At 65.4% G+C, this 22,403-nt stretch carries 21 protein-coding genes; 13 read left to right on the top strand and 8 right to left on the bottom strand.

Going from position 1 to position 22,403, the window contains the following annotated elements; genetic code table 11:
- Positions 1-171: 171 nt before the first annotated feature.
- The 12 genes from ACSVDO_RS10795 (at position 172) to ACSVDO_RS10740 (ending at position 12,984) form a co-directional block, all read left to right on the top strand.
- Positions 172-1,113 carry a LysR family transcriptional regulator gene (locus ACSVDO_RS10795; protein WP_332536289.1) on the top strand — a complete coding sequence of 314 codons (942 nt, stop codon included), beginning with the start codon at positions 172-174 and terminating at the stop codon, positions 1,111-1,113.
- Positions 1,114-1,254: 141 nt separating this feature from the next.
- The gene (locus ACSVDO_RS10790) at positions 1,255-2,256 is read left to right on the top strand and encodes a LysR family transcriptional regulator (protein ID WP_332536291.1); all 1,002 of its coding nucleotides are present in this window, start codon (positions 1,255-1,257) and stop codon (positions 2,254-2,256) included.
- On the top strand, positions 2,253-3,731 hold the full coding sequence (locus ACSVDO_RS10785; RefSeq protein WP_489592044.1) for an FAD-dependent oxidoreductase: 1,479 nt from the start codon (positions 2,253-2,255) through the stop codon (positions 3,729-3,731). The genes ACSVDO_RS10790 and ACSVDO_RS10785 overlap by 4 nt, the downstream gene beginning before the upstream one ends.
- Entirely contained in the window at positions 3,728-4,702 is a 975-nt protein-coding gene (locus ACSVDO_RS10780) for an ABC transporter permease (RefSeq protein ID WP_489592042.1), read from the top strand. The genes ACSVDO_RS10785 and ACSVDO_RS10780 overlap by 4 nt, the downstream gene beginning before the upstream one ends.
- Positions 4,699-5,634 (top strand): ABC transporter permease, encoded by a 936-nt coding sequence (locus tag ACSVDO_RS10775; protein WP_332536295.1) that lies wholly within the window; start codon positions 4,699-4,701, stop codon positions 5,632-5,634. Before ACSVDO_RS10780 ends, ACSVDO_RS10775 begins: the two co-directional genes overlap by 4 nt.
- Before the next feature lie 10 nt (positions 5,635-5,644).
- Entirely contained in the window at positions 5,645-6,697 is a 1,053-nt protein-coding gene (locus ACSVDO_RS10770; protein WP_489592039.1) for an ABC transporter ATP-binding protein, read from the top strand.
- Positions 6,694-7,728 carry an ABC transporter ATP-binding protein gene (locus tag ACSVDO_RS10765; protein ID WP_489592037.1) on the top strand — a complete coding sequence of 345 codons (1,035 nt, stop codon included), beginning with the start codon at positions 6,694-6,696 and terminating at the stop codon, positions 7,726-7,728. Before ACSVDO_RS10770 ends, ACSVDO_RS10765 begins: the two co-directional genes overlap by 4 nt.
- 143 nt (positions 7,729-7,871) lie before the next feature.
- Positions 7,872-9,446 carry an ABC transporter substrate-binding protein gene (locus tag ACSVDO_RS10760; RefSeq protein ID WP_489592035.1) on the top strand — a complete coding sequence of 525 codons (1,575 nt, stop codon included), beginning with the start codon at positions 7,872-7,874 and terminating at the stop codon, positions 9,444-9,446.
- A 7-nt stretch (positions 9,447-9,453) separates the two neighbouring features.
- Positions 9,454-10,773 carry an acyl-CoA thioester hydrolase/BAAT C-terminal domain-containing protein gene (locus ACSVDO_RS10755; RefSeq protein ID WP_489592034.1) on the top strand — a complete coding sequence of 440 codons (1,320 nt, stop codon included), beginning with the start codon at positions 9,454-9,456 and terminating at the stop codon, positions 10,771-10,773.
- A 163-nt stretch (positions 10,774-10,936) separates the two neighbouring features.
- Positions 10,937-12,055 (top strand): CMD domain-containing protein, encoded by a 1,119-nt coding sequence (locus ACSVDO_RS10750; RefSeq protein ID WP_489592032.1) that lies wholly within the window; start codon positions 10,937-10,939, stop codon positions 12,053-12,055.
- Between the two features lie 19 nt (positions 12,056-12,074).
- Entirely contained in the window at positions 12,075-12,626 is a 552-nt protein-coding gene (locus tag ACSVDO_RS10745; RefSeq protein WP_489592030.1) for a GNAT family N-acetyltransferase, read from the top strand.
- Positions 12,627-12,723: 97 nt separating this feature from the next.
- Complete coding sequence (locus ACSVDO_RS10740; RefSeq protein WP_332536307.1) at positions 12,724-12,984, top strand: DUF2798 domain-containing protein; 261 nt, start codon at positions 12,724-12,726, stop codon at positions 12,982-12,984.
- 6 nt (positions 12,985-12,990) lie between these two features.
- On the opposite strand, the gene ACSVDO_RS10735 is transcribed toward ACSVDO_RS10740, so the two are convergent.
- Both ACSVDO_RS10735 and ACSVDO_RS10730 read right to left on the bottom strand, forming a co-directional pair.
- Positions 12,991-13,614, bottom strand: a complete 624-nt coding sequence (locus tag ACSVDO_RS10735; RefSeq protein WP_489592028.1) for a DsbA family protein — start codon at positions 13,612-13,614, stop codon at positions 12,991-12,993.
- Positions 13,611-14,477, bottom strand: a complete 867-nt coding sequence (locus ACSVDO_RS10730) for an MBL fold metallo-hydrolase (RefSeq protein ID WP_489592026.1) — start codon at positions 14,475-14,477, stop codon at positions 13,611-13,613. The genes ACSVDO_RS10735 and ACSVDO_RS10730 overlap by 4 nt, the downstream gene beginning before the upstream one ends.
- A gap of 103 nt (positions 14,478-14,580) precedes the next feature.
- On the opposite strand from ACSVDO_RS10730, the gene ACSVDO_RS10725 reads away from it, so the two are divergent.
- Complete coding sequence (locus tag ACSVDO_RS10725) at positions 14,581-15,474, top strand: LysR family transcriptional regulator (protein WP_489592024.1); 894 nt, start codon at positions 14,581-14,583, stop codon at positions 15,472-15,474.
- Here the strand turns inward: ACSVDO_RS10725 and ACSVDO_RS10720 are convergent, their stop codons facing one another.
- The 6 genes from ACSVDO_RS10720 to ACSVDO_RS10695 form a co-directional block, all read right to left on the bottom strand.
- A complete protein-coding gene (locus tag ACSVDO_RS10720) occupies positions 15,475-15,834 on the bottom strand; it encodes a bleomycin resistance protein (protein WP_489592022.1) in 360 nt (119 codons plus the stop codon).
- A 77-nt stretch (positions 15,835-15,911) separates the two neighbouring features.
- Positions 15,912-16,256, bottom strand: coding sequence for a hypothetical protein (locus tag ACSVDO_RS10715; RefSeq protein ID WP_489592021.1), 345 nt, complete (start codon positions 16,254-16,256; stop codon positions 15,912-15,914).
- Positions 16,253-17,560: a cytochrome P450 gene (locus tag ACSVDO_RS10710; RefSeq protein WP_489592020.1), complete on the bottom strand. Its 1,308-nt coding sequence runs from the start codon at positions 17,558-17,560 to the stop codon at positions 16,253-16,255. Before ACSVDO_RS10710 ends, ACSVDO_RS10715 begins: the two co-directional genes overlap by 4 nt.
- A gap of 83 nt (positions 17,561-17,643) precedes the next feature.
- Positions 17,644-18,852: a hypothetical protein gene (locus ACSVDO_RS10705; RefSeq protein ID WP_489592019.1), complete on the bottom strand. Its 1,209-nt coding sequence runs from the start codon at positions 18,850-18,852 to the stop codon at positions 17,644-17,646.
- Positions 18,849-20,330 (bottom strand): capsule polysaccharide biogenesis protein, encoded by a 1,482-nt coding sequence (locus tag ACSVDO_RS10700; protein WP_489592018.1) that lies wholly within the window; start codon positions 20,328-20,330, stop codon positions 18,849-18,851. The genes ACSVDO_RS10705 and ACSVDO_RS10700 overlap by 4 nt, the downstream gene beginning before the upstream one ends.
- Positions 20,327-22,396: a capsule polysaccharide biogenesis protein gene (locus tag ACSVDO_RS10695; RefSeq protein WP_489592017.1), complete on the bottom strand. Its 2,070-nt coding sequence runs from the start codon at positions 22,394-22,396 to the stop codon at positions 20,327-20,329. The genes ACSVDO_RS10700 and ACSVDO_RS10695 overlap by 4 nt, the downstream gene beginning before the upstream one ends.
- Positions 22,397-22,403: the final 7 nt, after the last annotated feature.

Below are 22,403 nucleotides of genomic sequence, written 5' to 3'. Positions count from 1 at the left end.
TTTTAATTGCATGTAAGCTGGATTCGAGAAATGATTTGAACTACGCAGATGGCGCAATCTGCCGTTGGAAGTTTCTTTGCCAGCTCCGCCTGCACCGATGCGCATCCCGTGCGTGCCGTGTCCATCGGCTTTTATGGCCTAATCCCGCGAACCGCTCCAACCCTGTTCACCATGCGCCGCGCCATTCCTTCCACCCAAGCCCTGGCCTGCTTCGAAGCCTGCGCCCGGCACCAAAGCTATACACGCGCTGCGCAGGAGCTCGCACTGACCCAGAGCGCAGTGTCGCGGCAGATCATTGCGCTCGAGGAATTCGTTGGCGTAGCCCTCTTCCGGCGCACGCGCCACGGTATGGAACTCACCCCTGCCGGAACGACCTATGCGCGCAAGGTGCGCAGCTGGCTGCAAGGCCTGGAGCGCGACACGCTGGACATCATGGCGCGCCAAGGGGAAGGCGGAACGCTGAGTCTGGCTGCGGTGCCGACCTTCGCCACGCGCTGGCTCATGCCCCGCCTGCCCCTGCTCGCCAAGGAGCACCCGGGCATCACCGTGCACATCGACACCCAGACCCGCCCTTTTCTGTTTGCCGACACCGGCTTCGACGCGGCGCTCTACGCCGGCACGCCCGAACAGGTGACGCAATGGCCGGGCATACAGGCGCAGTGGCTGATGGACGAGCAGGTGGTGCCCATGTGCAGTCCCGGCCTGCTGGCCCAGGCGGCGCAGCGCGGGCTGGGCCGCGCCTGGCAGACGGTGTCGCCCGAAGCAATTGCCCAACTGCCGCTGCTGCAGCAGAGCACCCGCCCCTATGGCTGGCAGCAATGGTTCCAGGCTGCAGGGCTGGCGCCCGCGCGCGCGCTCGACGGCCCGCGCTATGAGCTCTTTTCGATGCTGGCCATGGCTGCCACGCACGGCATGGGCGTGGCGCTGATTCCGCCCATGCTGGTCGAGGCAGAGCTGGCGCGCGGCGACCTGGTCGTGGCCTGCGCGCTGTCGCTGCGGCGCGAGCGCAGCTATTACCTGATCACGCCTGCCCTGCCCCCTTCAGCCGTTCTGCAGTCGTTTTCGGACTGGCTGCAGCGCATGGCCGCTCTCCCATCAACGAGTGCGGTGTGAACGGTCATTCGCCTGCGGGGGCGCGCGTCGACCGGCACAGCAATGTGCAAAACCACGGCTCTCATAAGCAAATATCGATTTAGTATTTCACAAACGCATGCCAAATGCGTCATCATTCGCGTTTTGCATAATCGAACGCACATGGACATACGCCAGCTCGAAGCTTTTGTCGCGGTCATGACGATTGGCAGCATCACCGGTGCAGCCAAGCTGCTGGAACGCTCGCAGCCCGCCATTTCCCGACAGATCCAGGAGCTGGAAACAGACTTGGGCGAGGCGCTGCTGCACCGCAACGGGCCCAAGGTCACACCCACGGCGCTGGGCTATGTGCTCTACGAGGAAGCCGAACGCATCGTCAACGGCGTGCGCCGCATCCAGCAGCATGCGCGCCGCCCGGCGGAAATCGTGCAGCCGCCGCTGCTGATTTCCGCCACGCCCGCTCTGTCGCTGGGCATCGTCGCGCCCGCGCTCGCGCACTGCCAGCCTGCGCTGGCCGTGAGCAAGATCGAACTGCTGTCGGTGCGCCCCGAGAGCGTGGTCAGCGACGTGCTGCACGGCATGGCGGACATCGGCGTCTGCAGCCTGCCGCTGGACCACCAGCAGATTTGCGTGCACTGGGTCGCCGAAGTGGCGTGCAAGGCCGTCGTGCCGGCCGGCCATCCCCTGGCAGCGCTCGACATCATTCCCATCGCGGCGCTGGCGCAACAGCGCGTGATAGGCATGCACAACCCGCACCGGCTCAAGCAGCACATAGACGCCGCGCTGCACCAGGCCGGCGCCCCGGGCCTGCAGGCCGATATAGAAACCAATTCGTCCATGAACGCCCAGGCCCTGGTACGCGCCGGGCTGGGTGTGGCCATTCTGGATCCAATGACGCTGCTCGGCGCTCCGCTCCACGGCCTGGCCTACCGCGATCTCGACGTGCGAATTCCTTTTCACTTTGGCGCGATCAGCGCCCAGGGAAAAAACCTTTCCGCCCCCGCGCTGCTGCTGCTCGAAGCGCTGCGCGAGACCGCCGCTTCGCTCGATCAATGCCAGTTGCACGACGCCCAGGCCATGTCCGGCGTCTGCGCTCCCACCAATTCACAGCCTTACACCAGCCCGCTTTGCTCTGCTGGCCGCAAAACGCCGCCCACTCCATGAACAGTTTGCCCACTCCTCTTCCTACCTCTCTTGCAGCATTGCAGGCGCGCTACCAGCGCGACCTGCAGCTGCTGGCCTTGCCTGGCAAGACCTGGACGCCCGCCATCACCCACGAAGGCCAGCCCGTGCTGGACGTCGCGGTGGTTGGCGGCGGCATGGGCGGCCTGGCACTGACCACGGCGCTCACGCATCTGGGCCTGCGCGCGCAGATCTTCGACCAGAGCCCGCCCGGCTATGAAGGCCCCTGGGCCACGACGGCGCGCATGGAGACGCTGCGCTCTCCCAAGGAACTCACCGGCCCGGCCCTGGGTTTCTCATCGCTGACGTTCCGTGCCTGGTTCGAAGCCCAATGGGGCGAGGCCGCCTGGACCGCGCTCGACAAGATTCCGCGCCTGCAGTGGATGGACTACCTGCGCTGGTACCGCGAAACCGCGGGCGTGGTGCTGCACAACCAGCAGCGCGTGGTCGCCGTGCGCCCGCGCGCCGACCAGCTCGCGCAGCTCGACCTGATCGACACCAGCGAAGGCGATCGCGCCTACCGCGTGCTCGCGCGCCATGTCGTGCTGGCCACGGGCCGCGACGGCCTGGGCGGGCCCTGGGTGCCCGATGTCGCGCACACGCTGCCGCGCGACCGCTGGGCGCATTCGTCCGATCCCTGGCATGACGCTGCGTTCGCGGGCCAGACCGTCGTGGTCGTGGGCGGCGGCGCCTCGGCCATGGACAGCGCCGCGACGGCGCTGGAAAACGGCGCGGCTGCCGTGCACCTGCTGATACGGCGCAAGGAGCTGCCCACGGTCAACAAGGGCAAGGGCGCGGGCAATCCCGGCGCCGCCCATGGTTTTGCGCGTTTGAGCGATGAGTGGAAGTGGAAGGTGCGCAACTACATCAACCGCCAGCAGGTGCCGCCGCCGCACGGCAGCACGCTGCGCGTTTCGCAGCACGACAATGCGTTCTTTCACCTGGGCGCAGGCATAGAAGGCGCGCAGGTGCGCGCCGATGGCAAGCTGCGCATAGACACCACACAGGGCCCGATTGCCGCCGACAGCGTGATCTTCTGCACCGGCTTTCGCCCCGACTGGCAGCTGCGCCCCGAGTTCGCGCCGTTTGCGCCCTATGTGCGCCTGTGGCAGGACCGTTTCACGCCCCAGTCCGGCCAGGAAGATGCCGAGCTGAACCTGTCGCCCGATCTGGGCGATCTGTTCGAGTTCCAGGAAAAGACGCCGGGAACCTGCCCGGGGCTGGACCGCATTCACTGCTTCAGCTATCCCGCGGCGCTGTCGCTGGGAACAATCTCGGGCGACATTCCACAGATCAGCGACGGCGCGCGCCGCCTGTCGCAAGGCCTGGCCGGCGCGCTTTACGCCGAGGACATCGCGCTGCACTATGCGGCCATGGAACGCTACAGCGAGCCCGAACTCTACGGCGACGAATGGACCGATTCGCCGCTGCCTCCCTATGACGAGGTGACAGCATGATAGGCTGGCTGCTGCGCCGCATTGGCCAGGCCATGCTCGTGGTGCTGGCGATGACGGTGATCGTCTTCGTGGGCCTGCACGCGATCGGCAACCCCATCGACATCCTGATCGGCGAAGACCTGAATCAGCAGGAACGCCTCGAAGCCATTGCCCACCTGGGCCTCGACAAGCCGCTGCTGCAGCAGTACTTCAGCTTTCTGCAGAATGCGCTGCAAGGCGACCTGGGAACCAGCTTTGTCTACAACGAACCGGCGATAGGCCTGATTCTCGACCGCCTGCCCGCGACGCTGGAGTTGGCCGTCGTGGCGCTGGTCATGGCCATCGTCCTGGGCGTGCCGCTGGGCCTGTATGCCGGCATGAAGCCCGCGAGCCCCGTTTCCAAGCTGCTGATGAGCGGCTCCATCCTGGGCTTCTCGCTGCCCGCATTCTGGGTCGCGCTGATGCTGATCATGGTGTTCAGCGTACAGCTGGGCTGGATGCCTTCCAGCGGCCGCGGCGACACGCGCAGCCTGTTCGGCATCGAATGGTCGTTTCTCACGCTCGACGGCCTGCACCACCTGATATTGCCGGCGTTCAACCTCGCGCTGTTCAAGATCTCGCTGGTGCTGCGCCTCACGCGCGCCGGCGTGCGCGAAGTGATGCCGCAGGACTTCGTCAAGTTCGCGCGCGCCAAGGGCTTGTCGGAAACCCGCGTGATGGTCATGCATGTTCTGCGCAACACCATGATTCCGCTGGTCACGGTGCTGGGCCTCGAACTGGGCTCGACCATCGCCTATGCCGTCGTCACCGAATCGATCTTCGCCTGGCCGGGTGCGGGCAAGCTGATCCTGGACAGCATCAACTCGCTGGACCGCCCCGTGGTCGTCGCCTATCTGATGGTCGTGGTGGTGATTTTCGTGACTCTCAACCTGATCGTCGACCTGCTCTACAAGCTGCTTGACCCGCGCGTTCGCCTGGAGGCCGCCCAATGAGCCAAGCTCCCGTCAATTCTTCCGCTGCCGCGCCCGCGGCGACCGACGCCGGCCGCGTGCAGTCGATCTGGGCGCAGATCGCCCACGACTTCCTGCGCTCCAAGCCCGCGATCATCGGCCTTGTCATCCTGCTGATCGTGGTGCTGATGGCGCTGTTCGCGCCTTTCATCACGCCGCAGAACCCGTATGACCTGATGCAGCTCGACGTGCTCGACGCCCGGCTCACGCCCGGCTCGGCCAGCGCCGAGCATGGCTTCACCTACTGGCTGGGCACCGACGGCCAGGGCCGCGACCTGTACTCGGCCATCGTCTACGGCCTGCGCATCAGCCTGCTGGTGGGCGTGGGCTCGGCGGCGATCGCGGCCGTGGTCGGCACGGTCATCGGCCTGATCGCGGCCTACGCCGGCGGCAAGGTCGACGCGCTGATCATGCGCGTGGTCGACCTGCTGCTGTCGTTTCCCACCATCCTGATGGCATTGATGATCCTGGCCTACATGGGCAAGGGCATTGGCAACGTGATCCTGACCCTGGTGCTGGTCGAATGGGCCTACTACGCGCGCACCGCGCGCGGCCAGGCGCTGGTGGAAACCCGGCGCGAATATGTGGATGCCGCACGCGGCCAGGGCCTGCCGCAGTGGCGCATCCTGCTGGGCCATATCCTGCCCAACTGCCTGCCGCCGCTGCTGGTGATTGCCGCACTGCAGGTGGCGCGCGCGATCACGCTCGAAGCCACGCTGTCGTTCCTCGGCCTGGGTGTGCCCATCACCGAGCCGTCGCTGGGCCTGCTGATCTCCAACGGCTACCAGTACCTGCTGTCCAACGAATACTGGATCAGCTTCTTCCCGGGTGTCGCGCTGCTGCTGACGATTGTCGCGATCAACCTGGTTGGCGACCAATTGCGCGATGTGCTCAACCCGCGCCTGCAGAAATAAAAAAAGCGCCATGTCCCACGATTCAGTCAACTCTTCGCTGCCGCCTGCGCCAGCTCCCGTGCTCGAGGTCAAGGACCTGCACACCCAGTTCGACACGCGCGCGGGCCTGCTGCCCGTGGTCAACGGCGTAGGCTTTGCCCTCCAGCGCGGCAAGGTGCTGGGCCTGGTCGGCGAGTCGGGCTCGGGCAAGTCGGTCACCGGCTTTTCCATCATGGGCCTGCTCGACGCGCCCGGGCGCATCACCGCCGGCCAGGTGCTGTTCCAGGGCCAGGACCTGGCGCGCCTGGACAGCCGCGCGCTGCGCAGCCTGCGCGGCAACCGCATCGCCATGATCTTCCAGGATCCGATGGCCACGCTCAACCCGGTGCTGCGCATCGACGTGCAGATGCTCGAGACCATTCGCGCCCACCGAAAAATGGGCAAGGCGCAAGCCCTCGAACACTGCCGCAAGACGCTGGCGCGCATGGGCATTCCCAGCCCCGAGGAACGCCTCAAGGCCTTTCCCCACCAGCTCTCGGGCGGCATGCGCCAGCGCGTGGCGATTGCCATCGCGCTGCTCAACGACCCCGAGCTGATCATTGCCGACGAACCGACCACCGCGCTCGACGTCACCATCCAGGCACAGATTCTGTCGGAAATGCAGCAGCTGGTGCGCGAGACTGGCACTTCCATGATCTGGATCAGCCACGACCTGTCTGTGGTCGCGGGACTGGCCGATGACATTGCCGTCATGTACGCGGGACGCATCGTCGAGCATGGCAGCGTCGATGCCGTGCTCGACCATCCCCAGCACCCCTACACCCAGGGCCTGATCGGCAGCCTGCCCAGCGCCAACCAGCGCAAGAGCCGCCTGCAGCAGATCTCGGGCATGGCGCCCAACCTGCTGGATCTTCCGCCCGGCTGCGCCTTTGCGCCGCGCTGCCCGCGTGCCCAGCCGCGCTGCCAGCAGCCGCCCGAACTGCAGACCATTGCCGCGCCCACCGGCGCCGCGACCGCCACAGCCCATACCGTGCGCTGCTTCTTTCCCGGCGCAGCGGCCGATTTTTCCCGGAGCGCCGCATGACCGGCAATGTTCAAGACACCGCCGCCCCTTTGCTTGACCTCAAGGGCATCACCAAGCGTTTCGGCCTGCAGCCGCCGCCGGGCCGTTTCGGCCAATGGCTGCGCCGCACCGGGCTGCAGAAGGCGCCCGTCGTCACGCACGCGCTCGACGGCGTCGACCTGCAGGTGCGCGCCGGCGAAGTCGTCGGTCTGGTCGGCGAATCGGGCTGCGGCAAATCGACGCTGGGCCGCATTGCCACCGGCCTGCTTGCGCCCACCGACGGCCAGGTGCAGGTGATGGGCAAGGACCGCACGCAGCTGAACGCCGAGGAAACGCTGCGCGCCCGCCTGGGCATACAGATGATCTTCCAGGACCCGCAGTCCAGCCTGAACCCGCGACTGCGCGTCAACCGCATCGTCGGCGAGGCCGCGCGCCTGCACGGCCTGGTCGATGCCGAGCACGAGGACGAGTACGTGTGCCAGCAGCTCGAGCGAGCGGGCCTGGACCCGCGCCTGCGCTTTCGCTACCCGCACCAGTTCAGCGGCGGCCAGCGCCAGCGCATAGGCATTGCGCGCGCGCTGGCCGTGCAGCCCAAGATGCTGGTCTGCGACGAAGCCGTGGCCGCGCTCGACGTGTCCATCCAGGCGCAGATTCTCAACCTGTTCATGGACCTGCGCGACGAGCTGGGCCTGGCCTACCTGTTCATCAGCCATGACCTGGGCGTGATCCGCCATCTGTGCGACCGCGTCGCCGTGATGTACCTGGGCCGCATTGTCGAGACCGCGCCGGTCGAGGAGCTGTTTGCCAATCCGCAACACCCCTACACCCAGGCCTTGCTGGCGGAAATTCCACGCCTGGACCACCGCCGCACCAGCTTTCAGACCATTCGCGGCGAGATTCCCAGCCCCATGGCCCCGCCCAGCGGCTGCCACTTTCACCCGCGCTGCCCCCAGGCGATGCCGCGCTGCAGCGTCGAAGTGCCGCGGCTCAAGGGAATTGCGATTCAGCACGAAAGCGCCTGCCACCTCAATGACATGGCCCATGCTGCCTGAACTCCGCTCAACAGCCGTTCGGGCTGAGCCTGCCGAAGCCCTGTCGAATACAGGCACTTGGATCCTTCGCCAGGCTCAGGACTCAGTGCGAACGCTGTTATAGACCATCGATTCACTTCACCCTCCCGAGAGAAAGCACCACCATGCACACCGCTCACCTTTCCGCCATTGCAATGGCCGCCCTGCTGGCAGTTTCGGGCGCCAGTGCCAAGGACCTGCGCATAGGCTTTGCCGACCCCATCTCATCGGCCGACCCGCAGCTCAACAACCATGCGGGCGATCGCTCGCTGGCCCTGCACTTCTGGGACTCTCTGGTCAATTCGCGCGACGGCGGCAAGCTCGAGCCGGGCCTGGCCGAAAGCTGGAAGACGCTCAACGACAAGACCTGGGAATTCAAGCTGCGCAAGGACATCAAGTGGCAGGACGGCAAGCCGTTCACCGCCGACGACATCGTGTTCTCGTTCGAGCGCGCGCGCAATGTCGCCGGCTCGGTGGCTTCCTACCGCGGCGCGCTGCGCAGCGTCGAGTCGACGACCGCCAAGGACGCGCACACGGTCATCATCAAGACCAACACGCCCAACCCCATGCTGCCGCTGGAGATCGCCTCGATCTACATCGTGAGCAAGCATGTGGGCGCGCAGGCCAAGAGTGAAGACTACAACTCGGGCAAGGCCATGGTCGGCACCGGCCCCTACAAGTTCACGTCCTATACCCCCGGCGACCGCACGCTGATGGAGCGCAGCGCCAGCTACTACGGCCCGGCCCAGCCCTGGGACAAGGTCACCTACCGCTTCATCAACAACGGCGCGGCGCGCACCGCAGCGCTGCTGTCGGGCGATGTCGACGTGATCGACAAGGTGGCCGTGACCGATGTCGCCAAGCTCAAGAAGACCTCATCGGTCAGCGTGTACGAGTACCCCGGCCTGCGCGCGCTGCTGATACAGCCCAGCCTGCGCAAGGGCAGCAACGAGTTCATCACCGACAACGCCGGCAAGCCGCTGGCCGAGAACCCGCTGACCGACCAGCGCGTGCGCGAGGCGCTGAACATCGCGATCAACCGCAAGGCCATCACCGACCGCATCCTGCAGGGCACGGCGACCGAAGCCAATCAGTGGATGCCCAAGGGCTCGTTTGGCTACAACCCCGACATCCCGGCAACGCCCTACTCCGCCGAGAAAGCCAAGAAGCTGCTGGCCGACGCCGGCTTCCCCGAAGGCTTCCAGATCACCATCCATGTGCCCGGCGACCGCTATCCGCAAGCGCCCGAGACCATGCAGGCCGTGGCCCAGTTCTGGACGCGCATCGGCGTGAAGACCAAGCTCGAAGTCGTGCCATGGTCGGTGTACTCCAGCCGCGCGGGCAAGAATGAATACGCGGTCAGCGTGATTGCCTGGGGCAACGGCACGGGCGAAGCCGGCTACGGTCTGCTGCAGACGCTGGCGACCAACGACTCCAAGGCTGGCCGCGGCGCCAACAACTGGGGCCGCTACAGCAACGAGAACGTGGACAAGGCACTGGACGCCGCCACCATCGAGTTCGACGCCAAGCGCCGCGAAGCCATCTTCCGGCATGCGGCCAAGCTCGTGACCGACGATGTCGCGCAGATCCCGCTGTTCCACTACAAGAACATCTGGGCCGCCAAGAAGGGCCTCAAAGTGGTGCCCATTCTCAGCGACCGGACCACGGCACTGCAGGTCACTCCCGTGTCCGGCAAGTAAGGCAGCCATGCAAGCTCAGCTCGAGATTTCGCCGCAAACGGCGTTGATCGACGTGCCGCGCCGCATCATCGTGCGCGGGCTCGCGCCCGGCCGGCGCGTCACGCTGCGCACGCGCACCGTGCGTGGCCCACAGGTCGAATGGACGTCCGAAGCAAGCTTCCTCGCGGGCGCGGACGGCAGCGTCGACCTGGGGCGCGACGCGCCTGTCGACGGCAGCTACAGCGGCGTGTCGGCCATGGGCCTGATCTGGTCGCAAACCCAGACCATCGCCGACGCGCCGCACGACCCGTTTGCGGCCGAACCCAGCGCCGCGCTGACCACCGAAGTGCGCGCGCTGCTGGATGACGGTACGGAGCTATCCGGCCATTTCGTTCAGGAGTTGGCCGCCGAAGGCGTCACGCGCCGCGAGATACGCGACGAGGGGCTGTCGGCCACGCTGTTCACGCCCGCGACGCCCGGCCCCCACCCCGTGGTGATGGTGCTCAACGGCTCGGGCGGCGGCATCAACGAGCCGCGCGCCGCGCTCTACGCCTCGCGCGGCTATGCGGCGCTGGCCGTGGGCTATTTCAAGTCGCCGGGCCGCTCCGACTACATCTCCGACACGCATCTCGAGTACTTCGAGACCGCGCTGCAGTGGATTCATCGCGAGCTGCACCCCAAGGACGGCTTTGTCGCGCTCAGCGGACAGTCGCGCGGCGGCGAGCTGGTGCTGCTGCTGGGCTCGCTGTTCCCGCATCTGGTCAAGGCGGTGATCGGCTATGTGCCCAGCGCGCTGGTGCACTGCGCGCAGAACGCCTGCGACCCGGCCAAGGGCCGCGAAGGGCCGGCCTGGATCTTCCGCGGCCAGCCGATTCCCGACATCTGGAGCAACAACCGCACGGCCTCGTGGGCGCCCTGGGACGAAGGCCCCGAGCCGCGCCGCCATACCGCGGCCATGCTCACCGCGCTGCAGGACCCCGACGCCGTCGAGCGCGCCCGCATTCGCGTGGAACGCATCGATGGTCCGGTGATGCTGCTGTCGGCGACCGATGACGGCTCCTGGCCGTCGTCGCTCTACAGCAAGATGGTCAAGGACCACCTCGCGGCAAATCACCATCCCTACCCCGTGGAACACCACGACTGGGAAGGCGGCGGCCATGCGATCCTGTTCCCCTACGTGCCGACAACCCACCTGTTCTACGCCCACCCGGTGTCCAGGCGCCTGAGCACCTCGGGCGGAACGCCGGCGGTCAACGCACTGGCCAACGAGCAGTCGTGGATCGCCGTCCAGGCCTTTCTTGCGCGCGCCACGGCCGCGCAGGCAAACCGTCCCAAGGCCCAGGCCTGAAACATGCGCGTGGACGTTCATGGTTCGACAAGCTCACCACGAACGGTCAAACGCCGTTCGCGCGATGGCTTCGAACGGATGTCCCGTTCGTCCTGAGCCCGCCTCGCCGGCCGCGTCGAAGGATGAACGGCCTGCACTACAGCCATAACTCCCTTTCCAAGTCATGACCGAAACCCAAACCCTTGATCTGATCGACTCCCTGACCCAGCTGGACCAGTTTCCCGCAGTCAAGGCCATACGCCACCAGCGCGCCAAGGTCGTGGACGCGACCCAGGGCAGCTACAACCAGCTGTTCGACCCCGCCCTGCCCGGCCTGACGCTGGGCGAGCGGCTGCGCGTGGCGCAGACCATCAGCCGGCTCAGCGACAGCGCGAGCCTGCTGCAGCACTACAGCGCGCAACTGGCCGCGCTGCATGACGCTGGCGTCGACGCACCGCGCGAAGCCGCGCTGCAGAAGTTCGCGACGCTGCTGACGCACAAGCCCGTGGAAGGCGATCGCTCCAGCATCGATGCCCTGCTCGCCGCTGGCCTGCAGCCGCCCGAAATCATCACGCTGGCCCAGTTGATCGCTTTCCTCAGCTACCAGGTGCGTGTGGTCGCCGGCCTGCAGGCGCTCACCGCGCTGGGCGACGACCTGCACGCGGCGCCCGCCGCCGCGGCGAGCAGCGAAACCTTCGTGCACCCCCACCATCTGCCAAAGCCCGGCGAGGCGCTGCGCATCAACGGTTTCACCAGCGAGACGCTGGGCTGGAAAGCCTGGGTGCCGGTGCTCCAGCTCGAGCAGGCCACGCCCGAGCAGCTCGCCATTCTCGAAGCCAGCCACCCTTCGGCCAAGACCAGCCAGTACTACCTGGCGCTGATCCATCAGCCGCAGATCCTGCAGGAACGCTCGGTGGTGTTCAACGCCATCATGTACGCTCCCGGCGGTCTGTCGCGCGCCGAGCGCGAGCTGGTCAGCGCCGCGGTGTCGTGCATCAACGGCTGCGTCTATTGCGCTTCCGTGCATGCCCAGCGCTTCGAGCAACTGGCCAAGCGCAACGACGTGATCGCCCAGGTGTTCGAGAACCCGCACACGGCAGGCACCAATGCACGCGAAAAAGCGCTGGTCCAGTTCGCGATCGACCTGACCGAAGCGCCGAACCAGCTCAGCGGCCAACGCCTGCAGCAGCTGCGCGAAGCCGGTCTGAGCCACATGGAGATCCTCGACGCACTGCACGCCGCGGCGATCTTTGCCTGGGCCAACCGCCTGATGCTCAATCTGGGCGAAGCCGTTCACCCCTGAGCTATGGCAAGCTTGCGTGATGACCCACATCATGCAAGCACCCGTCAGTTCTGGAATGCAAAACCCCATCTTCGCGGTACGTCCTATCCAAGCGCATGAATGGGCGATGTACCGCGATCTCCGGCTGCGCGCGCTGCACGAGGCTCCCGACGCGTTCGGCAGCAGTTTCGCAGCCGAAGCCATGCGCAGCGACCCAGCCTGGGCGCAGCGGATCATGGCCGCCACCACGAGTGGCAAGGACTGCCCCTTGTTTGCCTTCGATGGCGAGCAGGTCTGCGGTCTGATCTGGTGCAAACTGTCGGCCGACAACCCGTCGCGAGCCGACCTCTATCAGATGTGGGTTGCGCCAGAAGCCCGTGGGCGGGGGGCAGGCCGGGCGCTGCTAGAGGCGGCCCTGAACTGGGCGTGCATGAAAGGCTGCCGCCAGGTTCATCTGGGCGTTACGGCAGCGGACAGCCCGGCGCTGCGGCTGTATCAAGGCCATGGCTTTCGCGCCATAGGCGCCCTGGAGCCGCTGCGTGAAGGCTCGCCGCTGATGGCCCAGGCCATGGTGCTCGGGCTGCCACATTGACGAATCTCTTCGCGCGCGACCTCAATTTTCCGGACAAGAAGTTGATTTAGTCAACTTCATCCCGCATAATCCGTTGACTTTATCAACAACATAACAGATGTCGACGCCTTCTCCCTCTGCTTCCCCTCGCCGCAAGCTTCCGCGGCGCTTCATGCCCTACGTGTTTGCCTTCTACATGGCGACCATCATGGCTTTCCTGATGTGCGCCGTCATTGTGGGCGTGCAAGCGGGCGTCGGTCCCGGCTATCTGGCCAGCGTTCTAAAGGTCTACGCGCTTGCCATGCCTGTGGCCTTTTGCTGCGTGGTCATCGTGCGGCCCTTCGTGCTGCGCCTGGTGGCGCTCACGGTGCATCTCTGATGCCTTTCAGGCCGCGGCAATCTCGGCCAGCAGGCTGTCGAAGCTGCCGTACAAGGCATCGCCACGCAGCAGCCGGCTGCCCTTGACGATCAGCGCCGGCACGCCCTGGGCGCCGAACGCCTGCTTCAGGCCCTGGGCCTTGACCAGCCGTGCGGCATTGGCGGCCAGCAACTGAGCGTCATCGGCGAGCAGCAGATCGGCGGCGGCATCAAGCTGCATTTCACGCAGCAGTTGCGCCACCACGGCCATGTCGCCCGTGTCCAATGCGTGCACATAGCGCGCCTCCTGCAAGACTTTCAAGGCCTCCAGCTCGCGCTGCGGCGCGTTGCGCAGCACGGCCGTCAGCGCCAGCGTGGTGGCTGTCGAATCGAAGCGGCTGCCCAGCTTGCCCAGCAGCTCGCTGCGGTATTTCTCGCTGAAGCGCTGGCCCGTGAGCTTCTGTATGCGCATGTCGTTGGCCCAGGCGTATTGCGCAAACTCCGCATCCAGGGTGCGCCCGCCCGCGCCCGCAAACAGTCCCGTGGGCGCCAGCTCCAGCTGCATGCCGGGAAGCTGGCCCAGCTGCTGCAGCACGGGCGAAGCGCCATAGCACCAGCCGCAAAGCGGGTCCAGCAGATAGGTAATGTTCACCACTTCATTTCACCCTTGTTGACCTTGGCACCGATGTCCAGCGACATTGCACCGCCCGTCAGCTTGGGATAAGCGTTCTTCATCGCGGCAATCAATTGCGCGCTGTCGCTGGTCGCTGCCAGCTGTTTCTCGAACGTCTGCAAGTATTCCTTGGTGAACGTGATGTTGCTTGCGTCCACCGGGGTGGCGGCGCTCATATGGCCGGGAACCACCAGCGCGGGCTTGAGCGCGGCCATCTCGTCCAGTTGCGCCACCCATGCGGCGCGCTCGGCCGGGCTTTGGGTATCCGCGGTCCACACATGCATGTTGCCGAACACCGCCAGGTTGCCAACAATGGCCTGCAGCGATGGGATCCAGGCATAGGGGCGGTGGGCCAGCAGGCCCTGGGTGCCTCGGATCTCTATCGTCTGGCCCTCGATCATCAATGTGTTGCCTTCGAGCGCGCGCGGCAGCACGGGCTGACGCGGCGCATTGGCGCCCATCTTGGGGCCCCAGAACGCGAGCTTGCCGGCCATCTTGGGCGCGAGCTTGCCCAGCACCGCAGGCGTGGTCACCACGTCAGCCTGGGGAAAGAACTGCTTGAGCGTTTCGACACCGAAGTAATAGTCGGGATCGGCCTGGCTCACGTAAATGGTGGTCAGTTGCTTGCCGCTGTCGAGCACATTGGCGGCGATGCGCAGCGCATCGGCGCGCGTGAAGCCCGCGTCTATCACCATGGCCTCCTTCTCGCCGAAAACCAGGGTCGAGTTGACATTGAAGCTGTTGCCGTCGGCGTTGTAGACCTTGACGGTCAGCGGCTGGCCAGCCTGGGCGCTGGTGAAGGCAATGGCCAGCGATGCGGCCAGAAGCGTAGTGCGGATCATGTGGAAACTCCTGTCAGTGGTGCGATGGATGGACTTTAGTTTCAATATCCGCGCAGATAAACGCGATAATCCGCGCATGACCGTTTCATAAATTGAGCAAATCATGGACAGACTGACAGCCATGCAGGTGTTTGTCGAAGTGGCGCGCAGCGGCAGCTTCAGCGCCACGGCCGACAAGCTCGACATGTCGCGCGCCATGGTCACGCGCTATGTGGGCACGCTGGAGCAATGGCTCGGTGCCCGCCTTCTGCAGCGCACCACGCGCAGCGTGACCCTGACCGATGCCGGTGAAAGCTGCCTGCGTCGCAGCCAGCAGATGCTGTCGCTGATGGATGATGTCGAAGAGGAAACCAGCGGCCGCGACGGCGCGCTGCGCGGCCAGCTGCGCATCACCTGCAGCGTGTCCTTCGCCCATGCGCAGATGGCCGCGGCCGTGGTCGATTTCCTGCGCATGTACCCCGAGCTCAAGATCGACCTGAACGCCAGCGAAGGCGCGCTCAATCTGGTCGAAGCGCGCATAGACCTCGCCATACGCATCAGCGCCGAGCCCGATCCCGCATTGATAGGACGCGTGCTCGCGCCCTGCGCTTCGGTGCTGGTCGCCTCGCCCGGATACCTGCGCGCGCATGGAACGCCGCAGCAGCCGGCCGACCTAGGCGCCCATCGCTGCCTGAGCTATGCCAATTTTGGCAAAAGCCTCTGGAAACTGCAGCGCGGTGACGCGCGCGAGCAAGTGAGCGTGGGCAGCCACTTCAGCGGCAACGAGGCCACGGCCCTGCTGCAGGCCGCGCTGGCCGGCGGCGGCATCGCCATGCAGCCGACCTATCTGGCCAATCCCCATCTGCGCGCCGGCGCGCTGGAAGCGGTGCTGCCGCAATGGGCGCTGCCGACCATGGGCATCTATGCGCTCTACCCTTCGCGCAAGAATCTGTCGCCCGCGGTGCGCGCCCTGCTTGACTTCCTGGTGGAGCGCTTCGCGACGCCCCCTTGGGAATGACTACCGCGCCGAGTCCTGGCCGAACTTGAGAAGATTGCCGTCGGGATCGATCACATAGAGCTCGTCCATGCCCCAGTCCGTGTGCACCACCGGCCCGAGCACGGGCAGCCTGGTGCTCAATTCGCGGTGCACGGCCTCTATGTCCGCCACCCGGATATAGCAGGATGTGTTTTCGGCGATATGCCTTTCGGTGCAGGCCCAGAAGTGCAGTTCGGTGTCGCCGCGCTGTGCGACGCCATATCCCTGCGCTTCGAAATGCCGCGTGCTGAAACCCAGCATGTCGCGGTAGAACTGCAACGTGCGCGCCATGTCGAGCGACGCAAGAACGGGGATAGCTTTGCCTAAGGTGAATGCTTGCATTTTCGGGTCTGAATGGATGGTTAGAACGGCTCGCAGCCAGCGCCAATCTTCAGTCTGCTGGGTTGTGTGAGCCACTCTTAGTGGATGGTACGGTCTCCCAGTCCCTTCTTGAGCACCAGATCGACCACGGGCTGCTCGCGCTTGTTGGCGCGCTGGCAGTGGTCCGGCTGGAAAAGGTCGGTCAGCCAGATCACCGCCCGCGCCCAGCGCCGGTCGCGCTCGCGCCACGCATGGGATGACACGCTTTCCCAGGCATGGCCGTTGAACAGCGTGGCGTTGACGAAGTGGTCCAGCGCGCGCACTCCGGCGCGGCCGCGCTCGGTTTTTCCCACAAAGCCGACCACGATCAGCAGCAGCCAGCCCAGCAATGCCAGGGGCACCATCGCGCACATCAGCACAAAGCCTGCGAGGCGCTCTTTCATGCGCCCGCCGCTTGCGCGCGCTTGACCAGGCGCAGTTGTACGCCATTGGCGGAGCGTATGGTCAGGCGGCCCACGGGTTGCGGCTCATGGCCTTCGACCGGCTGCAGCTGATAGCGCCGCAGCAGGCATGACAGGATCAGCACCGCCTCCTGCAGCGCGAACGCCGCGCCCAGGCACACGCGCGGCCCCATGCTGAAAGGCAGGTAGGCGTTCTTGATCGCTTCCTTGCTCTCGTCGCGGTCGAAGCGGTCGGGATCGAAGGCATCGGGATCCACCCACCACTTGCGATGGCGCTGCAGCAGCCAGGGCGCAACCACCACCGTGCTGCCGGCTTTGAGTTGCTTGCCGCGCATGGGACAGGCCGAAGTGTTCTCGCGCGCGAAAAATCCCACGGGTGGAAACAAGCGCAGCGTTTCCCGGAAGACATTCCAGACCAGGGGCAGGCTTTTCATGTCCGCCTGCTGCGGCGCGTGTTCGCCCAGCGCCGCGCAGACCTGGTCGTGGGCGCGCTGCTGGATCTCGGGCGACTTGGCCAGCAGGTAGCTGGCCCAGGTCAGCGCGCTGGCCGAAGTCTCGTGACCAGCAAGGAACAGCATCGCCACCTGGTTGACCAGTTCCTCGAAGGAGAACGGCGCGCCCGTGGTCTCATCCCTGGCGCGCAGGAACGCCGCCAGAATATCTTCCTGCACACCTGGCTCGCCGCGCTGATGCGCTTCATAACGCGGCCGAATCATGGCCTGCAGCAGCGTGCGGATTTCCCTGGCAGCCTGGTTGCTGCGCCACTGCAGCCACGGTGTCTTGAGCCAGCGCATGCCGAACAGCGCCGGCAGCATCAGCTTGGGCGCCATCGCCTGGTAGCGGGCAAAGGCATCGAACACGCGGTGTGCATCCGGGCCCTGCATGGGCTCGGAGAAAATGGTGCGAAAGATGATGTCGGCCGTGACATGGGTCATCTCGATCTCGATGTCATAGGGCTGGTCGCTCTTGAGCGCGTCCAGGCGAGCGAGCATGGCATCGACCGCGCCCAGCATGCGCGGAAACGCCACCTGCAGCCGCGCCTGCTCGAACGCCGGGTTCATCATGCTGCGCTGACGCTGCCACTGCGCGCCATTGGTCGTGAAAATGCTGTCGCCCAGCAAGGGCGCCAGCGATTCATGCAGCAGATGGCTCTTGGGAAACGACTGCGCCTCGCCCTGCATCACGCGCTTGACTTCCTTGACATCGTTGAGCATGTACAGGTCGACACCCGGCAGATGCACTTCGCCCATCTGCATGGTGTAGCTGCGCTCGTACAGCGCGTCCATCCAGGAGCGGCGTGCATGCCAGAAAAGGCTGAGCCTGGAAGCTTTTTCAGGCCGGGGTTTGGGATAGGCGGGGCAAAAAAGACTCATCGGACCAGATACTTCTCAACAAATGCACGCACAGCGCCGGGCGCTGTGAGCATGGCAAAAAAATTGTATGCGCCACGCTTTTCGGAAGCCATCAGGTACTGGAAATGCATGCGCATCTTATTGCGCCGCATGCGCCTGTAGGTCTCGGGTTCGAAAAGCTTGTGAAACCGCGGGCTGCACATATGGCGAGGATTGACGTAGGCCTGCGCCGGTGGCGGCGCGCCGCGCATCGCCAGCGGCATCAGGTCGCACATGCCGAAACTGACGCTGTCGCCAGGCGAAGAGACATCGGCCCAATACACCCTGCTGTCCGCCGCCACATCGTTCAAGGTCGCACGCAAGGCCTGGGCCTTGCGCATCAAGCTGAACAGCGGAATGCAGTTTCCCAATGTCAGCAAGGTCACCGAGGTCGGCTCGCCTTGCGCCGCAGTCTGCTGCGCGGGAAGGCGCTGGCGCAAGGCCTCCACCAGGTGCAGCGCCTGCACACTGCCCACGCTGAAGCCCAGCACCACCACTTCGAGCTTGCTTTGGCGCGCGGCCTGCGCCTGTATCCAGTCGGCCATGGCGCAGGTGCGCTGCGCCAGCACCGGGCAGTCCGATTGACTGCTGTGGTTGGCGAAGTTGAGAATCCTCAGCAGCCAACTGACATGCAGCCGCTTGTCGAGCGCCGCGCTGCCCCACAGCACGGCAGCGGACATTGCCGCCGGCATGGCCCAGCTTACCCATGAAGCCAGGCCCTCGCTCAGGCGCCAACCCAGCGCGAAGCCGCCCACCGCCGCCGCGAGCGCCAGCACGATATACACCAGCGGATAGGCGAAGGACAGCAGCGTGTTGGACGCCTGGCGCTGCACCGCACGCAACACGCGCCAATCCTTGAGCGCTACGGCATAGGTAACGCAGGCCTGCGCCGCGACCGGCCACCAGGACCGCGGCCAGTGCGCGCGCACCGCATCGCTCCAGTCGAAGAAAACGTAGTCGCCGCCGCCTTCCTCGCCGCTGAAACGCCACTGCGCATGGCGATGGCCACCGACATCCAGCGCTTGTCGGGGACCCACCGCATACGCCTGCTGATCGACCTTGGCCTGCAGCGCTGCATGCTCGCAGAACAAGCGGTAGTAGTGGCGAGCACCACGCGGGTCGAAGCCGCCAACGAACACCACCAGCCTCGGCGCGCGCGCCGCCGCGAATTCATCATGACCGCTCACGGCGCCCAGCCCTTGCCTGCGCAGGCTTCAGATCGCCCAGAGGGGGCGAGAGGCGCAACCGACTGGTTGGCCGCGACCTTGGGCAGGCTCTCGGGAACGGCCGCCATCGCGGGCTCGGGCCACAGCCGCTGGGCCATCAGTCCCTGAAGTCGAACGCCGCAGCGCCACGCCACGCCGGGCAGCTTGCGGTAGAAACTGCCGTTGAGCTGCGTACGCGTCACCAGCGCGGCCTTGAAGCGCTGCAGCATCTGCACGCAGGGCAGCGCGCTGCGTGCTTCAAACCAAAAATCGTTCAAGCGTCCCTGGTAGGTAATGCCCGGCACGTCGTACAACGCCGAACCGCAGACCTTGACCGGCGCGCCATGGCCCAGCGCCGAAAGCCCTGTGGTGCTGTTGACCAGCACCACGCCCTTGCAGGCCTTGAGCAGGCTGGGCAGATGCTGGTCGTGGATATAGAGCACCCGCCCCTGCAAGCCATGGCGCCTGGTCAGCAGGCGCACGGCCCTGGCGTAGTTGCGGTGGCCACGATCCATGGGGTGGTGCTTGAACACCAGCACATCACCCTGTACAGACTCCGCGTTCAACGGCAATTGTTTATCAGGCTGGTTCTCACGCAGCAACGCCGCCGCGAACGAACGCATCACATGGTCGATGAATCCGCACACCGACTCATAGTCGGAATGCACCGTGATTTGCGCATCGTTGTGGACCTGCAGAGGGATCAGAAAGAACTTCTGGCGCAGCTCGCCTTCGAGCTTTTCCTGCACGCCCTTTTCCGCCCAGCGGAAATAGGCCTTGCGCGCGAAAGACAACAGCCACCAGAGCCCATCCCAGATGGTCAACGGCCTGTGGTGCAGCGCGTTGTTCCAGAAAACGTAGCCCGCCCACGATGCGAAAAAGTACAGCATGCCCCAGCGCGCGCCGTTCCAGTAGCAGTTGCCCACCGCCTGCTGCTCTGGCATCTTGGCGCCAGCGGGCGTGGCCGGCGCATTGCCAGACGCAGAGGATTCTTCGGCCACATCGGCGTTGGCCGCCTGCGGGCCGTCCAGCGCGGCCTGTCTGAGCCAGTCGCCGAGATCCTGGTGAAATACCGAATGGCCGTTGACGCCCACCGGCTCGAAAGTCACGTAGTCGGGTCGCAGATAGCCCTCTTCGAAGACCCCGACCGCAATTCCCAGGCGCTCGGCCAGCGCCCGCACCTTGGCGTGGACAGGCCGGCAGTCGCCAAACAACAGCACGGCGTCGATGCGGTGTCTGTGCAGCAGTTCGGGCAGCTCACGGTGCCACTCCTGCAGGCTGCCTTTGAAACCATGGGCGTCGCGGGGATAGAACAGCCAGTCACCGGCGTTGAAGTTGACCTTGAACACCTCGGCACCCGCATGGCGCAGGTCGTGGGCGAGGTTGCTGAAAAAGGGCCCGACAGGGCCTTGCAGCAACAGCACGCGTTTTCCTGAAAAAGGAGAAGCCATGGTACTCATGGTCCGTCCCTTCCGAAGGGCGGCGGCCAACTGGAGAGCCTGCCCAGCGCCGACAGCGGCTTCGCTGAATGCCCGTTCGACCAGGACCGCAGCAGTACGCGTATCTTCCTGACTTGCCTGACCACATAGCCCCGTTTCATCCGCTGCAGATTGCCTTGCGCTTCCTTGTGCGTGCGCTCCTCGACAAGGCGTCGCAATACCGCTTCGCAGGTGGTGTAGCCGTTGAGCACGGGGTCCCAGTAGAGGGGATAGTGCAGCAGTGCTCCAGCGACCAGTGCATCCAGCGTCAGCGCCCGCTCGCGGCGCGGCGTGGCCAGCATGTCGTCGGTCAGACCCCAGCCCGCGTAGAACGGCCGGCCATGCACCACCACGGTCTTGCCGCGCAGCAAGGCGTCAAAACCCGTCAGCGACGTCATGGTGACCACCACATCGCAGGCATCGATACAGCTGACGACCGACGACTGCAGCTCGACATGGTCTGCCCATTGCCGCACCTGGGCCAGTGCGACCTTGCCGCGGCGATTGCCGCTGGTCACATCGGGGTGTGGCTTGTAGACAATGAATGCCTGCGGATAGGCCGTGCGCGCGGCCTGCAGCAGGCCCAGGTTCGTGTGCACGCCGCTCGCCGTATCGCAGCCAAAACGGATGGACGCGTCATCTTCGACCTGGCCAGGCACCAGCACCACCTGCTGGCCGTGAGCGACGCCAGGCCACTGCACGGCAACCACCGACTCCAGGTTGTACTTGGTGATGCCATGCGCCACGATGGTCTCGCGCACCTTGGCTGCGCGGCACAGATCTTCTGCAGTGAACTCCCGGCCGTTGAGAATGTCTTCCAGTTCGGAGGGGCCGGCCGGATCGAAGTAGAGCCCCTTGGCATCGAGCACGAAGGACTGCGGTGGAATCAGGTCGGAACCCAGCCCCACGGAGCGCACGAAACCGTCTTCCATGCGCAGCATGCGTATGCCTTGCTCACTCGCCAGTCGCTCCACGCCCGGCGGCGCCACGAGGCCCCAGCAGACGAGACAATCCGCCCCTTGAGGCTGCAGCGCGGCTGCCGCCTTGGCATCTTTCACGAACAGCACCTTGCCCGGAAACAGCGAGAGCATGGGCTGCAGGTTGGCGGCTTTCCAGCGGCGAAAGCCCACACAGATCATGCGCGCAGGAAAGCGTTGTGCCACCTCGCGCTGCAGCGCAAGCCAACGCAAGGCGTCCCAGATACTGCCGCGCTCGCGCGTTTCGGGGTTGAGGTAGCGCGTGTACTGGATGTAGGCAGCAGCAAACAACTCGTCGACCGAGCGAGCGCACATGCGCCTGGCTATCGCCGGATGATCCGCTTGCCTGTCATCGGTGACTCCCCAGCCCGCATACCAGGGAACGCCAAAGCAAGTCACGGGCTTGCCTGCCAGCAAGGCCTCGAAGCCCATGGTGGAGGTGACCACATAGACCCGATCCATCTGCTCTATCAGGCTCAGCGGATTGACCGCGTCGCGCAGTACTACGGTCTGCGCATCTTCCCGAACGGCCGTCAGATAGCCGCCTTTGCGGCCTGATGTCACCTCGGGATGAGTCTTTACATAGACGGTTGCGCTGGGATTTTCCTTGCGCGCGGCGGCGAGCATTTCTTGAAAAGTCTGGGCATCGGCACCTCCCAACTCCACGCTCATGTCGCCGACAGTCTGGTCAACAACCAGTATCCGCGCAATATCCCGCGCACGAAGCGCATTGGCAGGGAGCGACGGCGCATGGTTGTATTTGCTCAACGCGCACTCAAGCAGCCGGGTGCGAGCCAAAGCGTCGGGCAAAAACAAATCATCTGTCTTGTTGAGCAGTCTTTCCAATGCACTGACCCTGGTGCAGTCGTAATAGATGCCTTCGTCATCCGACACCAGCGCGACCGGCGCAAAATGCTCGCCCGTGCCGAACGATCGCAGAAATCCATCCTCGAGCGCCACATACGGCAGACCGTGCCTCGCGGCATAGGCAACCGCCTTGCGCGTGCTGGGTCGCAGGCCCCAACCGGCGACCGCATCCACCTGCGCGGTGAACCAGCGCAGTCGGTGCACGTCTGCC

It is taken from the genome of Comamonas sp. DB36 (assembly GCF_057914905.1).
The sequence above is the reverse complement of the archived record's forward strand: the minus strand, read 5'-3'. Positions and strand labels throughout refer to the sequence as shown.

Excerpts from the sequence above, each read along its gene's own strand:
- ACSVDO_RS10795 (WP_332536289.1), top strand. The coding sequence starts at position 172 with ATGCGCCGCGCCATTCCTTCCACCCAAGCCCTGGCCTGCTTCGAAGCC.
- ACSVDO_RS10790 (WP_332536291.1), top strand. The coding sequence starts at position 1,255 with ATGGACATACGCCAGCTCGAAGCTTTTGTCGCGGTCATGACGATTGGC.
- ACSVDO_RS10785 (WP_489592044.1), top strand. The coding sequence starts at position 2,253 with ATGAACAGTTTGCCCACTCCTCTTCCTACCTCTCTTGCAGCATTGCAG.
- ACSVDO_RS10780 (WP_489592042.1), top strand. The coding sequence starts at position 3,728 with ATGATAGGCTGGCTGCTGCGCCGCATTGGCCAGGCCATGCTCGTGGTG.
- ACSVDO_RS10775 (WP_332536295.1), top strand. The coding sequence starts at position 4,699 with ATGAGCCAAGCTCCCGTCAATTCTTCCGCTGCCGCGCCCGCGGCGACC.
- ACSVDO_RS10770 (WP_489592039.1), top strand. The coding sequence starts at position 5,645 with ATGTCCCACGATTCAGTCAACTCTTCGCTGCCGCCTGCGCCAGCTCCC.
- ACSVDO_RS10765 (WP_489592037.1), top strand. The coding sequence starts at position 6,694 with ATGACCGGCAATGTTCAAGACACCGCCGCCCCTTTGCTTGACCTCAAG.
- ACSVDO_RS10760 (WP_489592035.1), top strand. The coding sequence starts at position 7,872 with ATGCACACCGCTCACCTTTCCGCCATTGCAATGGCCGCCCTGCTGGCA.
- ACSVDO_RS10755 (WP_489592034.1), top strand. The coding sequence starts at position 9,454 with ATGCAAGCTCAGCTCGAGATTTCGCCGCAAACGGCGTTGATCGACGTG.
- ACSVDO_RS10750 (WP_489592032.1), top strand. The coding sequence starts at position 10,937 with ATGACCGAAACCCAAACCCTTGATCTGATCGACTCCCTGACCCAGCTG.
- ACSVDO_RS10745 (WP_489592030.1), top strand. The coding sequence starts at position 12,075 with ATGACCCACATCATGCAAGCACCCGTCAGTTCTGGAATGCAAAACCCC.
- ACSVDO_RS10740 (WP_332536307.1), top strand. The coding sequence starts at position 12,724 with ATGTCGACGCCTTCTCCCTCTGCTTCCCCTCGCCGCAAGCTTCCGCGG.
- ACSVDO_RS10730 (WP_489592026.1), bottom strand. The coding sequence starts at position 14,477 with ATGATCCGCACTACGCTTCTGGCCGCATCGCTGGCCATTGCCTTCACC.
- ACSVDO_RS10725 (WP_489592024.1), top strand. The coding sequence starts at position 14,581 with ATGGACAGACTGACAGCCATGCAGGTGTTTGTCGAAGTGGCGCGCAGC.
- ACSVDO_RS10720 (WP_489592022.1), bottom strand. The coding sequence starts at position 15,834 with ATGCAAGCATTCACCTTAGGCAAAGCTATCCCCGTTCTTGCGTCGCTC.
- ACSVDO_RS10715 (WP_489592021.1), bottom strand. The coding sequence starts at position 16,256 with ATGAAAGAGCGCCTCGCAGGCTTTGTGCTGATGTGCGCGATGGTGCCC.
- ACSVDO_RS10710 (WP_489592020.1), bottom strand. The coding sequence starts at position 17,560 with ATGGACGCGCTGTACGAGCGCAGCTACACCATGCAGATGGGCGAAGTG.
- ACSVDO_RS10700 (WP_489592018.1), bottom strand. The coding sequence starts at position 20,330 with ATGAGTACCATGGCTTCTCCTTTTTCAGGAAAACGCGTGCTGTTGCTG.